We start from the raw sequence: 12,548 nt of genomic DNA, 5'->3' as shown, positions 1-12,548 counted from the left end.
GAACTCCGGTTCTTGCTTTGAAATCGAAAGGCGAGGCTGCTGTGACCTGTTTCGGCGCAGCTTTCCCGCCGTGGTGCTCGACTTCGCATGCGCGGCGTGATTAATTGGCCTCGCTCTGGGGTAATCGAGATGCGGGCGCGACTACAGAAGTATTTTCCGATCTTCCTCATCGCTTTATTGGTGCAAGTGCTTGCTCCAATCGGCGCATGCTGGGCGGCTGCCGTCGCGGCCTCCGATCCGTTGAGCATCGCTGAAATCTGTCACGCTGGCGGTGCGGAACAGCCGACCGATCAGGGTGGTCAACAGAGCGAGCATGGCAGCGGATGCTCGATCTGTTGCCTTGCAGGTGCCAGCGCCTCCATCGATACACCCATCTTGGTGGCTTTTGCGGCTCCCTATCGCGAGATGGCGGCCGTCGCGTGGCAAGAGCAGACGCCGGACCTGTCGGCTCTTCGTGTCAGGGCCAACGCACGAGCGCGGGCCCCACCTTTTTCCTCCTGAGCAAGCTTCGAGTCTGCCGAGGCGGCCGAAAAGAGCCGTCAGATTTGAGTTTTGCGGCCGGCGCCCAGCGTAGCCGCCAGGAAGGTCCTTTTAGAAAATGTCTCGCGTTCATGCCCTCAGCGGCGTGAGTGCTGTTGCCGTTGGGCTTGCGCTTGTGGCGCCGGCACCGATGGTCAGTGCTCAAAACGCAGGTCAGTCCCTGCCGCCGGTGACGGTGGATGCGCCAGCACCTGCTCGTACCAAGCCAGCCAGGCCAAAGGCCCATACGGCTTCGGCGGCGCGGCAAGCGAAACCGACAAGAGCGACGGCGGCCGCACCGGCAACCAACCAGGCTACGGCGGCCGCAAACGCCGCGCCCAGCGCGGCACGCGCCAATCTCAATCAGGCGCCGACCGGCCAGACCACGACCACGATCGACCGGAGTCGGTTCGACACCAAACCAGCCTTCTCGGTCGCTGACATATTGAGCGACAGCCCCGGCATATCGATGAAGCAGGGCAATGGGCCCCGCGACATCGGGATTTCGATCCGCGGCTCCAATGCCCGCAATGGCTTCGGCATTCGCAATATTGTGATCTTTGACGACGGCTTCCCTGTCACCCAGCCTGACGGCCTGTCGCGAACCGACCTGATCGACCCGCATGCTTACGGCGCCATCGACGTGATCCGGGGACCCTCGTCCGCGCTGTACGGCAACTACGCCACAGGTGGCGCGCTGAACTTCCGGATGCGGCCGGGCGGCACCATAAGCGGGGTCGAATACGGGACCGAGGGCGGAAGCTTCGGCTATCTCAACAACTACGTGACCGCCGGCCGGAAGGTCGGCAATTTCGAGGCCTCGCTGTTCGCGAGCGATGCACGTGGCGACGGCTTCATCCAGAATAGCTGGTTCAATACCCAGACGGTGAATTTCCTCGCGACTTTGCAGGCAACACCGGATGACCGCTTCACCTTCAAGCTGATCAACAATGATCTTTACACCCGTCTGCCCCTGCGGTTGTCGCTCAACCAGTTCTACCAGAACCCGTTCCAGGCGGGGTGCGAGGTCACGACCACGCTCGGCTGCGGGACGGTGTCACTTTTCAACAACGGCTTCAACGGCACCAAGTTGACAACGACGGCCGTAGAGGCAGGCCTCGGTCGCGACGACCGTCGCTCCATCGTCGGTGGTCGATGGGAACATGATTTTGACAACACGACCACTTGGCGCAACCAGTTCGTGTTCGACGACCGCGACATCAGTCAGCCGACCGGTTCGACGACCGCCATCGGCGATTATCCGTCCTATAATTTTATGAGCGACGTCACGAAGCGTGGCGAATTGTTTGGAATGGAGTCGACCTCGTTCTTCGGCGGTTGGTACAACACGCTGACCTCGGCGGGCGAGACGCGCAATGTCATGCCGGGAGGCAATGCTGCGCTCGGGTTGGTCCAGAGCAGCCTGCTCAGCACAACGACTAACTACGGCTTGCGGGCCCGTGAAGAGCTCAAGCTCAATCCGACGATCACTGCGATTGCAGGCATCGGCTGGGAGACGACGAGCCTGAACGGCGTCAATACCGCCTATGCTTATCCAACCGTGAACAATCCGGCGGCTGTCGTCCCGACCTTCACGACGGCAGCGCCACAATACCAGAATACGGCGCCCGAGCTGGCGCTGGTCTACAAGCCCAACAACGAATGGCAATGGCACGCGCGCGTCGCCACGGGTTACGGAACGCCGCAGGTGAGCAACCTGTTTGTCCTTCCCAGCGGCGCCTCTGGCAACAACACGTCGCTCAAGACGCAAACCAACCTTGGTTACGACGTTGGCTCGGACTGGACGCCCAACAAGGCCGTGAAGCTGAGCGCCACCGCCTTCTATGAATTCTTCAACAATGAACTGGTCTCGCAAGCGACGCCAGTCGCCGGCATCAGCTACACCTTCAATGCACCACGTTCGGAACATCGCGGCATCGAACTCGCGGCCCAATGGGGCTTTTCGGAAGGATGGCAGCTTACGGCGGCCTATACCTATCTGAACGAAATCTACACCGACTACATCGAGAGCATCAGTGGGTTCAGCTTCAACCGGGTCGGCAACAGGATTCCGGGAATTTCGCCGAACGAGCTCACGGCGCGGTTGGGTTATGACGAGCCTCACGGAGCGTTGAGGGGCCTCGGCGGCTTCGTCGAGGTAATCTGGAAGGACTCCTTCTACATGGACAACGCCAATTTCCTGAAGGCGCCGGGATATGACCTCGTCAACCTCAACCTGCACTACAAGACGGATCTTACGTCCGACTATTTCCGGCAGCTCACTTTGTTCTTCGAGGTGCGAAACGTCTTCGACAAGACCTATGTCGCTTCCGCGAACAATATCGCCGATACCGTGACGGCCGCCGGACTCCAGAACCCCGGCAGCGTGCTTGCGGCGACCCAGACCGGATCGATCTATGCGGGATCACCGCGGGCCTTCGTCGCGGGAATGAGGATCGCCTTCCGGTAAGCTTCCATCGAGGAACAGACCATGATGCATCGAACATTCGTTCTCGCGCTCGCATTGGCGATCACCCAGGGCAGCGCCTGGGCCGAGATGAACCACAATCATGTTTCGGAGGCCGCTTGTGAGGCGACGGAACTTCGTTGCGCCTCGAAGGTGACGCCCACTTTCAGCCAGGACGGTACGTTGTGGCTGGCATGGATGGCGGGCGGACAGGTGTTGGTCGCGAGCTCGAAGGATGGAGGGCGCACGCTCTCCACTCCGGTTCAGGTGACGCAAGGCAAGCTTGATCTCGATTGGGGCCCCGACGCGCGACCGAAGATTGCGCTCGATCGCAAAGGCGACATCGCGGTGGCTTTTTCTACTTTCCGCGACAAGGCTTTCAACGGAGAAGTCTTTTACAGCCGGTCGAGCGATGGCGGGAAGACATTCGCTAATCCGCGGCCGATCACAGACAATACCGAGAGCCAGCGCTTCGAAGCGCTGGCCTTCGATACCAACGGCACCTTGTTTGCGGCGTGGCTCGACAAGCGCAATCGCGTCCCGGTTCAGCAGGCGGGCAAGAAATACGAAGGTGCTGCCCTGTTTTTCGCGACGTCGAAGGACGGCGGTGTCACGTATTCCGAAGCCAAGATGGCGGTCGACAACACTTGTGAATGCTGCCGGCTCGGCCTTGCGTTCGACCCGTCGGGTCATCCCGTGGTCGTGTTCAGGAATATCTTTGAGGGTGGCATCCGGGACCACGCGATCATGACTTTCACCGATGGGGGAACGCCGGGCGCCGTTCATCGGGTCAGTGAGGATGACTGGCAGATCGCGGCATGCCCTCATCAGGGACCGAGCCTGTCGATCGCGTCGAACGGAACGTACCATGTCGTGTGGTACACGAACGGCAAGGTTCGCAAAGGTCTGTTCTATGCGCAGTCCCGCGACAGCGGTAGGACGTTTTCCGATCCGATGCCGATTGGTCAGCCGGGTCGGGCGCCGTCGCGGCCTTACGTCATCACCGGGCCGCAAGGAACGGCAATCGTGTGGAAGGAGTTCGACGGCGAGAAGACGTCGGTCAACCTCATGACCTCGGGTGATGACGGCAAAACATGGTCGCAGCCGCGGATCATCGCCACTACGTCAGACTCGTCCGACCATCCGTTGTTGGTCTCGGATCGGCGGCGATACTATCTATCCTGGATGACCAAGGCCGACGGCTACCGCCTGCAGCCGATCGAGGGCGAGCCATGAAGCGCATGATATTCGCCAGCATAGCATTGCTGGCAGGTCTGCCCGCACTGTCGGCGTCGGATGGATCGAAGCTCAGGCTGTTCGAACGCGGAAGCTGGCAGCAACTTTTGCATTCGCACGCGGGGCGTCCGACACTGGTGCATTTTTGGGGCGTGACGTGCGGGCCGTGCAAGGTCGAACTGCCTCAGCTCGGCGAGTTCATGAAACAACATCCAGCCGTGGACATCGTGACGGTCGACGCGGACCTGGTTCCGAATTCGGACAGCGCGGCCTTGTCGATGTTGCGGGAAGCCGGCCTTTCCGCCGCTGAGAATTGGATGTTCAGCGACGGCTTCGCCGAGCGACTTCGATACGAAATCGATCCCGTCTGGCAGGGCGACATCCCCCGCACGATCCTGATTTCCGGCAACGGAGACGTTACGACGATCGAGGGAGCTGCTGAGCCGTCTGCACTCCAGAAATGGTCCGATGAACAGGTGGCGACAACGAAATAATTTGCGACGGCGGCCCGGCGTGATCCCGTCGGGTCAAGGCCTTGGCGGCGGATGCGGTGGCTGGCGCTCCCATCAATGCCTCAGCGCCGGCACGACCAGGAACGGAATCATTCCGAGTACGACGGCAATCAGCGCAAAGGCGAGCAGCGGATTGTAGCTGTGCGTGAGATCGTGGATCAGGCCGCCGCTCCATGAGCCGATCGCAGACCCGAGCCCGCTGCCGATGGAAATGCTGCCATAGATGGTGCCGATGCGATTGCCCCGGAACAGCTTCATCGCGGTCGCCGACAGGAGCGGGCCACGCGAGCCGATCATGCTGCCGAAGCAGACGACAAAGCCGGTCAGCAGCCAGAAGTTCGGGTACCATTGCAGGGCCCACAGCATGACGATGCCGATGATGGAGAGCGCATAAGAGAACAGCACCGAAGGCCTTCGTCCGATCAGCCCGTCGAGCGAGGAGACGCCGAGCATGCCGAACAACAGCACGACGCCGGAGAAGCCCCAGGCGGTCGCGGCCTGCAATGGCGGGAAGCCAGCCTCGATCAGATAGGCGACGACCTGCGGGGAGATTGCGTACATGCCGATGGCGGTGAAGAAGAAGGTCGCAAACAGCGCCCAGAAGGCGTGGTGGCGCATCGCGCTCGCCAAGGTCCAGCCTTCGCCCTCGAAACTCTCGGCGGCTTTTTTCACCACATGCGGTGAGCCGCCCGCAAACAGCCGCCACGGCAGCAGCAACAGCGGAACGAGCAGCACCAGCGCTAGCGTGCCGAAGGATTGATAGGCACCGCGCCAGCCGATGCGGTCGATCAGGATTTGCGACAGCGGCAATAGGATCAGGACGCCCGCGCCGGTCGCTGAATAGACCACGGCCATGGCGGTGGGCAGCTTCGGGCCGAACCAGCGGCCGAGCAGGATCGAATTCGGCACATTGCCGATGAAGGCGATGCCGACGCCGACGGCGAGGCCGATACTGAGCTGGAATTGCCAGAGATGGTGGGCAAGGCTGGCGAACAGGAACGAACCGCCGAGCAGGAGCAGCCCGAGGGTATAGACCGAGCGTGGCCCGGAGATGTCGAACAGACGTCCGATCAGGGGCGCGGACAAGCCGCCGGCCAGCGCGCAGAGCGAATAAACCGATACGACTTCGGCGCGGTCCCAGCCAAAGTTTTCCGAAATGGGTTTGAGGAACACCGTAAAGCTTTCGCCGAGCCCGCGCCCCAGCACCGAGAGCGCAAAGCATAGGGCGAGCACGACCAGCGCCACGCGCGCCGGCCTGGCCGGCGCCGTCACAAGTTCCTCCTGCGGCGTGTTCTGATCCATCGCCGACAGGGAGCCCGCTTCGCGTGCGCCGAGCAAGGGGCGAAAACGAATAGGCCTATGCAGGCTTGAGCAGGACGTGACGCTTCTTGCCCATCGACAGCTTGATCACACCCTCGGGCGTGAGATTCGCTTCCGTCAGCGCCATGCGCTCGTCGGTGACAGGCATGTCGTTGACTCGCAGGCCGCCGCCCTTGATCTGCCGCCGCGCCTCGCCGTTGGAGGCGACCAGGCCCGCTTTCACAAACGCTCCCAGCACGCCGTAACCAGCCTGCAACTCGTTCTGCGGAATTTCCACGGTCGGAAGGTTCTCCGCGATCGCGCCTTCCTCGAATGTCTGCCGCGCGGTCTCCGCAGCCTGGCGCGCGGCGTGCGCGCCGTGGAGCAGGGTGGTTGCGGCATCCGCGAGCGCTTTCTTGGCCTCGTTGATCTCCGCGCCCTGCAATTTCGCAAGCCTGCCGATCTCCTCCATCGGCAGCGTCGTGAACAGTTTGAGGAAGCGCACGACGTCGGCGTCCTCGACGTTGCGCCAGTACTGCCAGAAATCGTAGGGGCTGAACTGGTCGGCGTTGAGCCACACCGCGCCTTGCGCGGTCTTGCCCATCTTGGCACCAGAGGCGGTGGTGAGCAGCGGCGTGGTCAGCGCGTACAGTTGCGGCGTGCCCATGCGGCGGCCGAGATCGACGCCCATGATGATGTTGCCCCACTGGTCGGAGCCGCCCATCTGCAGCCGGCAGCCGACGCGCTCGGAGAGCTGCACGAAGTCATAGGCCTGGCAGACCATGTAGTTGAACTCGATGAAGCTCATCTCGTGCTCGCGTTCCAGACGTAGGCGCACGGAGTCCATGGTCAGCATGCGGTTGACCGAGAAGTGCCGGCCGACGTCGCGCAGCATCTCGATCCAGTTCAGCTTGGTCAGCCATTCCGCATTGTCGAGCATGAGCGCATCGGTCGCGCCGGAACCATAATGCAGCACCTTGGCAAACACGCCGCGGATGCTGGCCTTGTTGGCTTCGATCTCGGCCACGGTGCGGATTGCCCGGGTCTCATCCTTGCCCGAGGGGTCGCCGACCATTGTGGTACCGCCGCCCATCAGGGTGATCGGCTTGTTGCCGGTCTGCTGCAGCCAGTGCAGCATCATCATGGTCAGGTAATTGCCGATATGCAGCGACGGGGCCGTGCAATCATAGCCGACATAGGCCGTGGCCTCGCCCTTGGCGGCCAGCGCATCCAGGCCCTCGGAGTCGGAGCATTGATGAATGAAGCCGCGCTCTTGCAGCACATTCAGAAAATCAGATTTAAAGGCACTCATCTGTCTGGGAGCCTGATCATTCTTGTTTTACGGTATTTGCAGCAAATTCGCGGGAACCCGGTTACGTGGGCTGCCGCGGCTGCGGGCGCTGTGGCATTATAAGATGTGCTGCTCTGGCACAAGCAGGGCGGCACAGGCAGGGCGTCCGGGGTAGGACTCGTAAGGCTCGCTGCGCGATGATGTTGACGGCAATTGGCTTGATGAGCGGCACCTCGCTGGACGGGGTGGACGTCGCCTTGATCGAAACCGATGGCAGGCGGGTCCAGTCGCTCGGGCCCTCCGGCTACCGGCCCTATAGCGAGCCCGAACGGCGTCTGTTGCGCGAGGCGCTGGCCGCGGCGGTCAATTTGCCGCAGCGGGATGCCAGGCCGGGCGTGCTGGCAGAGGCCGAGCGGGTTGTGACGCAGGCGCATGCGGAGGCGGTCAAGGCCTTCACCGCCCAGAACCATCTCACCAGCGAGGACATCGATATTGTCGGTTTCCACGGCCAGACCGTGCTGCACCGCCCCGAGCGGAAGCTGACGGTGCAGATCGGGGACGCGGCCGCGCTAGCCAAGACCATCCATATCCCGGTGATGCATGATTTCCGCGCCGCCGACGTCGCCGCCGGCGGGCAGGGCGCGCCCTTCGTGCCGGTCTACCACCGTGCCCTGGCTCAGTCCCTGGAGCGCGAGGGGCCGATCGTTGTGGTTAATATCGGCGGCGTCTCCAACATCACCTATATCGATGGCAACGACACGCTGATTGCCTGCGACACCGGTCCCGGTAATGCGCTGCTGGACGACCATGTTTACCGCACCATCGGCCAGCCGTTCGATTGCGATGGCCGCTTTGCCGCGCAGGGCCGGGTGAACGTCGCCCGGGTCGTGCGCACGCTGACCCATCCCTTCTTCTTGAAGCCGCCGCCCAAATCGCTCGACCGTAACGATTTCGCCCATGTCGATCTGGGCGACATGACGCCCGCCGATGGTGCTGCGACGCTGACGGCGCTCACCGCCGCTGCGATCGCCAAGATCGTGCCACTGTTGCCGAAGGTGCCGAAGAGCTGGATCGTTTCCGGCGGCGGCGCCCGCAACCTCACCATGATGCGGATGCTCCGGGAGAAGCTTTCGCCGGCAACCGTGGAAGCGGCTGACGCGTTCGGCTGGTCGGCCGACGCCATCGAGGCCCAGGCCTTCGGTTTCCTCGCGGCGCGCGGCCTGAAGGGCCTGCCGCTGAGCTATCCTGCGACGACCGGCGTGCCGATGCCGATGACGGGCGGGGTGATTGCGCGGCCTTGACAGATTCATGCAGTTGCATTTAACTTGATGCAATTGCATGGACGTGCGAGGTTGACCGATGTCCGGGCTCAAGCTGATCAGCCACAGGCTCTGTCCTTATGTGCAACGCGCGGTGATCGCGCTCACCGAGAAGGGCGTCGCGTTCGAGCGGATCGACATCGATCTCGCCGACAAGCCGGACTGGTTTCTCAAGATATCGCCGCTGGGCAAGACGCCGGTACTCCTGGTCGGGGAGCACGCAATCTTCGAATCCGCTGTGATCCTCGAATATCTGGAGGAGACCCAGGCGAATGCGCTGCATCCGGCCGATCCGCTTGTGCGTGCCGAGCATCGCGCCTGGATCGAGTTCGGCTCGGCTGTGCTCAGCGACATTGCGGGGTTCTATACCGCGCCGGACGAGGCCGCCTTCAAGGCGAAGGCGTCGCAGCTCGGGCGGAAATTCGCGCGGCTGGAAGCGCGTGTATCCGCGGCGCCCTGGTTCGATGGAGAACAATTCTCGCTCGTCGACGCCGCGTTCGGCCCGGTGTTCCGCTACTTCGATGTGTTCGATGCCATCAGCGATTTCGGCATTCTCGCCGACAAGCCGAAGCTCTCGCGCTGGCGCGCCTCGCTCGCGGCGCGGCCCTCGGTGAGGTCGGCCGTCAGCCCCGACTATCCGGCACTGCTCCACGATTTTCTGATCCGGCGCAACTCTTTCCTTTCGCGGCTCGTGATGCGGGCGACGGCCTAGCTGCCGTTATCGGCTGCCATTTCCGCGAGCGTTGCCACGGTGTTCATGTTGCGTGCGGTGCCCAATTTGGCCGCCGCAATGGCGAGCTTGGATTTCCCAATACCTGAGGGGTAGTGCACATAGATCTCGCGCCGCCCAAGCCTGATCTCCTCGTCCAGCCTGGCGCGGACACCTGCAAGTGTGTCGGCCGGCGGCGCGCGGTCGAGGAAGATGGCGACGGTGAAATTCGGCTTTGCCTTGGGAAAAGGATTCCTCGCCGCGACTTCCGCCATCTCGGCCGCACTGCGTATGATGACGCCGACCGGCTTGCCGGCATGGGCCTCGAGCCGCTTCTCGAGCGCGGCCTTGATCGCCGCCTCCGACTTGCGGCTATCGAACACCACGTTGCCGCTGGCGATGTAGGTGCGCACGGCCGAGAAGCCGAGTTCCTCGCAGATCACCTTGAGCTCGCTCATCGGCAGCTTGCCCGTGCCGCCGACATTGACGGCACGCAGCAGAGCGACGAACGCACCCACCGCGGATTCGCTCGGCTAGCGCACGTTGGCGAGCCGCATGTCGAGATAGGCGGTGATGGTCTCCATCAGCGGCTCGAGCTTGCCGTCGAAGAAATGGTTGGCGCCGGTGATGACCTGCTGGTCGATCACGATGCCCTTCTGCGTCTTCAGCTTCTCGACCAGCGTGTTGACGTCCTTCGGCGGCACCACCGCGTCCTTTTCGCCATGCACGATCAATCCGGAGGACGGGCAGGGCGCAAGGAAGGAAAAATCATAGAGGTTGGCGGGCGGCGCGATCGAGATGAAACCCTCGACCTCGGGCCGTCGCATCAGGAGCTGCATGCCGATCCAGGCGCCGAAGGAGAAGCCGGCGACCCAGCAGGCGCGCGCCTCGGGATTGATGGTCTGCGCCCAATCCAGCGCAGAAGCCGCGTCCGACAGCTCGCCGGTGCCATGGTCGAACGAGCCCTGGCTGCGCCCGACGCCGCGGAAATTGAAGCGCAGCACCGAGAAGCCGCGATGCGCAAAGGCGTAGTAGCACTGATAGACGATCTGGTGATTCATCGTGCCATGAAACTGCGGATGCGGATGCAGGATCATCGCGATCGGCGCGTTCTTCTGTTTGGCCGGATGGTAACGGCCCTCGAGGCGGCCCGCCGGACCGTTGAATATGACTTCAGGCATCAGTGAACCCTTAAAGGTACCCTTTGGTGAGAGATCAGCCGACTTCGTGCTTGCTTCATCTGGGCCTCCGCAGATGAAACCCCGCAGTAAAAGTGGTGATCGGGCGCCGCTACAGCGAGTGCGCGAACGACGCTTTTGCGAACCGGAGGCGTGCCTTCTAACATGGAGCGAGGGGCAAAAAGCAAGCATCTTGAGCATCCCTCAATGCATTCGAGACGCTGGCGTTTTGCTGGTTGCTGCAGAAGAGATAGATCACCAATTGCATCTCGTCCCCGCGAACTGGCAGAAGTTCCACAGCGTGTCCGCGATCAATTTTGAGGTATGATACAACCGCATGACTGCCCGCGTCTATCTCGATTGGAACGCAACGACTCCGCTGCGCCCCGAAGCCCGGGCGGCAATGGCGGCGGCGTGGGACTTGGCTGGCAACCCATCCTCGGTCCACGCCGAGGGCCGGGAGGCGCGCCGGTTGGTCGAGGCCGCACGGGCCGCCACCGCGGCGGCGGTGGGCGCGTTGCCGCGGAATGTCGTGTTCACCTCCAGCGGAACCGAGGCCAATGCCCTTGCGCTGGCGCCCGGCCTGCGCAACGGCGCCCGGGGGCCTGTCGGGCGGCTTCTGATCTCGGCGATCGAGCACGCCTCGGTGCTTGCGGGGGGACGGTTTGCACCCGGGGCGGTCAGCAAGATCACCGTAACGAAGTCCGGGGTGATCGATCTCGACGATCTGCGCCGCCACCTTGTCTCCGGCCCTCCGGCACTGGTCTCGATCATGGCGGCCAATAATGAGACCGGCGCCCTTCAACCGGTTCGCGAGGCCGCCGGGATCGTCCATGAAGCGGGCGGCCTGCTGCACGTCGATGCGATTCAGGCGTTTGGAAAAATACCATTTAATATCAGTGCAATAGGCGCTGATCTTGCGACACTGTCGGCACACAAGATCGGCGGTCCCAAGGGCGTCGGTGCCTTGGTCGTGGCGGAAGGGCTGGGCGCTCTCGTTCCGCTCTTGCGTGGCGGCGGCCAGGAACTGGGCCGGCGAGCGGGGACCGAGAATGTGGCGGGCATTGCGGGCTTTGGGGCTGCCGTCGAGGCGGCAATTGTGGCCAGGGATGCGGAAGCTGCGCGCATAGGCCTGTTACGGAGCCGGCTTGAACGGGGCCTTCGCCAAAGCGAGGGTTTAACCTTGTTCTCGGAAGAGGTTGCCCGGCTCCCCAACACCACGCTATTCACCGCGCCGGGGCTGAAAGCCGAAACGGCTGTCATTGGCTTCGATCTGGAGGGCATCGCCGTGTCCTCAGGCTCTGCCTGCTCTTCAGGCAAGGTGCAGCCTTCGCACGTGCTCCAAGCCATGGGATTTGCTGCTCAAATGGCCCAGGGCGCAGTGCGCCTCAGTCTGGGCTGGTCCACGTCCGAGGCAGACATTGATTGCTGCCTTGAGGCTTGGCGAAAGCTCTCAGGTGCCTTACTTAGAGGTGAGCGACGAAACACTGCTTGAACGGTTCTAAGCAGGTGATTTCCTCGCCAAAGCATCGTAATAGTTCCGCGAGAGGGACTATCCACCGCGGTCCTTGAAACCGCGAGCGGAGGATGGAATGCCAGCCGTACAAGAGACGGTCGACCGGGTGCGCCGGATCGACGTTGACCAATATCGATATGGATTCGAGACGATTATTGAATCCGAGAAGGCCCCGAAGGGTCTTTCGGAGGACATCGTCCGTTTTATCTCGGCCAAGAAGAACGAGCCGGAATGGATGCTGCAGTGGCGGCTGGAGGCGTATCGCCGCTGGCTGACTATGACCGAACCCACCTGGGCGCGTGTCGACTATCCCAAAATCGACTACCAGGACCTCTATTATTACGCGGCGCCGAAGCCGAAGAAGCAGGTCAACTCGCTCGACGAGATCGATCCGGAGATCCTCAAGACCTATGAGAAGCTCGGCATTCCCTTGCGGGAAGTCGCGATGCTCGAAGGCGTCGAGCCGAAGGTCGGCGAGACCGACGAGGTCAAGCACAAGATC

11 protein-coding genes and 1 pseudogene are annotated in these 12,548 nt (G+C 62.5%); 8 read left to right on the top strand and 4 right to left on the bottom strand.

Going from position 1 to position 12,548, the window contains the following annotated elements; all coding sequences use genetic code 11:
* Positions 1-87 precede the first annotated feature (87 nt).
* The 4 genes from A3AI_RS0108645 to A3AI_RS0108630 all read left to right on the top strand — a co-directional run bounded on the left by A3AI_RS0108645 (position 88) and on the right by A3AI_RS0108630 (position 4,716).
* A complete protein-coding gene (locus tag A3AI_RS0108645) occupies positions 88-501 on the top strand; it encodes a DUF2946 family protein (protein WP_245286859.1) in 414 nt (137 codons plus the stop codon).
* Between the two features lie 97 nt (positions 502-598).
* Positions 599-2,989 (top strand): TonB-dependent receptor family protein, encoded by a 2,391-nt coding sequence (locus tag A3AI_RS0108640; protein ID WP_024515209.1) that lies wholly within the window; start codon positions 599-601, stop codon positions 2,987-2,989.
* 24 nt (positions 2,990-3,013) lie between these two features.
* The gene (locus A3AI_RS0108635) at positions 3,014-4,222 is read left to right on the top strand and encodes a sialidase family protein (RefSeq protein WP_502685741.1); all 1,209 of its coding nucleotides are present in this window, start codon (positions 3,014-3,016) and stop codon (positions 4,220-4,222) included.
* On the top strand, positions 4,219-4,716 hold the full coding sequence (locus tag A3AI_RS0108630; RefSeq protein ID WP_024515207.1) for a TlpA family protein disulfide reductase: 498 nt from the start codon (positions 4,219-4,221) through the stop codon (positions 4,714-4,716). The genes A3AI_RS0108635 and A3AI_RS0108630 overlap by 4 nt, the downstream gene beginning before the upstream one ends.
* Positions 4,717-4,788: 72 nt before the next feature.
* Here the strand turns inward: A3AI_RS0108630 and A3AI_RS0108625 are convergent, their stop codons facing one another.
* Positions 4,789-6,036 carry an MFS transporter gene (locus A3AI_RS0108625; protein ID WP_024515206.1) on the bottom strand — a complete coding sequence of 416 codons (1,248 nt, stop codon included), beginning with the start codon at positions 6,034-6,036 and terminating at the stop codon, positions 4,789-4,791.
* A gap of 55 nt (positions 6,037-6,091) precedes the next feature.
* Positions 6,092-7,345, bottom strand: coding sequence for a tyrosine--tRNA ligase (tyrS, locus tag A3AI_RS0108620; protein ID WP_024515205.1), 1,254 nt, complete (start codon positions 7,343-7,345; stop codon positions 6,092-6,094).
* A gap of 176 nt (positions 7,346-7,521) precedes the next feature.
* Here tyrS and A3AI_RS0108615 point away from each other — a divergent pair, with 176 nt between their 5' ends.
* The gene (locus tag A3AI_RS0108615) at positions 7,522-8,625 is read left to right on the top strand and encodes an anhydro-N-acetylmuramic acid kinase (protein WP_024515204.1); all 1,104 of its coding nucleotides are present in this window, start codon (positions 7,522-7,524) and stop codon (positions 8,623-8,625) included.
* 58 nt (positions 8,626-8,683) lie between these two features.
* Positions 8,684-9,355, top strand: a complete 672-nt coding sequence (locus A3AI_RS0108610; RefSeq protein WP_024515203.1) for a glutathione S-transferase family protein — start codon at positions 8,684-8,686, stop codon at positions 9,353-9,355.
* Here A3AI_RS0108610 and A3AI_RS0108605 read toward each other — a convergent pair.
* Together A3AI_RS0108605 and A3AI_RS0108600 are read right to left on the bottom strand one after the other, a co-directional pair.
* Positions 9,352-9,870: a DUF1697 domain-containing protein gene (locus A3AI_RS0108605; RefSeq protein ID WP_024515202.1), complete on the bottom strand. Its 519-nt coding sequence runs from the start codon at positions 9,868-9,870 to the stop codon at positions 9,352-9,354. The genes A3AI_RS0108610 and A3AI_RS0108605 overlap by 4 nt on opposite strands.
* Positions 9,871-9,885: 15 nt before the next feature.
* Positions 9,886-10,533: an alpha/beta hydrolase gene (locus A3AI_RS0108600; RefSeq protein WP_024515201.1), complete on the bottom strand. Its 648-nt coding sequence runs from the start codon at positions 10,531-10,533 to the stop codon at positions 9,886-9,888.
* A gap of 334 nt (positions 10,534-10,867) precedes the next feature.
* Between A3AI_RS0108600 and A3AI_RS0108595 the strand changes: the two genes are divergently transcribed.
* Both A3AI_RS0108595 and A3AI_RS42400 read left to right on the top strand, forming a co-directional pair.
* The gene (locus tag A3AI_RS0108595; RefSeq protein ID WP_024515200.1) at positions 10,868-12,025 is read left to right on the top strand and encodes a cysteine desulfurase family protein; all 1,158 of its coding nucleotides are present in this window, start codon (positions 10,868-10,870) and stop codon (positions 12,023-12,025) included.
* A gap of 97 nt (positions 12,026-12,122) precedes the next feature.
* Positions 12,123-12,548 (top strand): annotated as a pseudogene (locus A3AI_RS42400) (Fe-S cluster assembly protein SufB); the annotation flags it as partial.

It is taken from the genome of Bradyrhizobium sp. Tv2a-2, from assembly GCF_000472425.1.
Taxonomy (GTDB): Bacteria; Pseudomonadota; Alphaproteobacteria; order Rhizobiales; family Xanthobacteraceae; genus Bradyrhizobium.
This window is presented reverse-complemented; position numbering and strand designations above follow the sequence as displayed.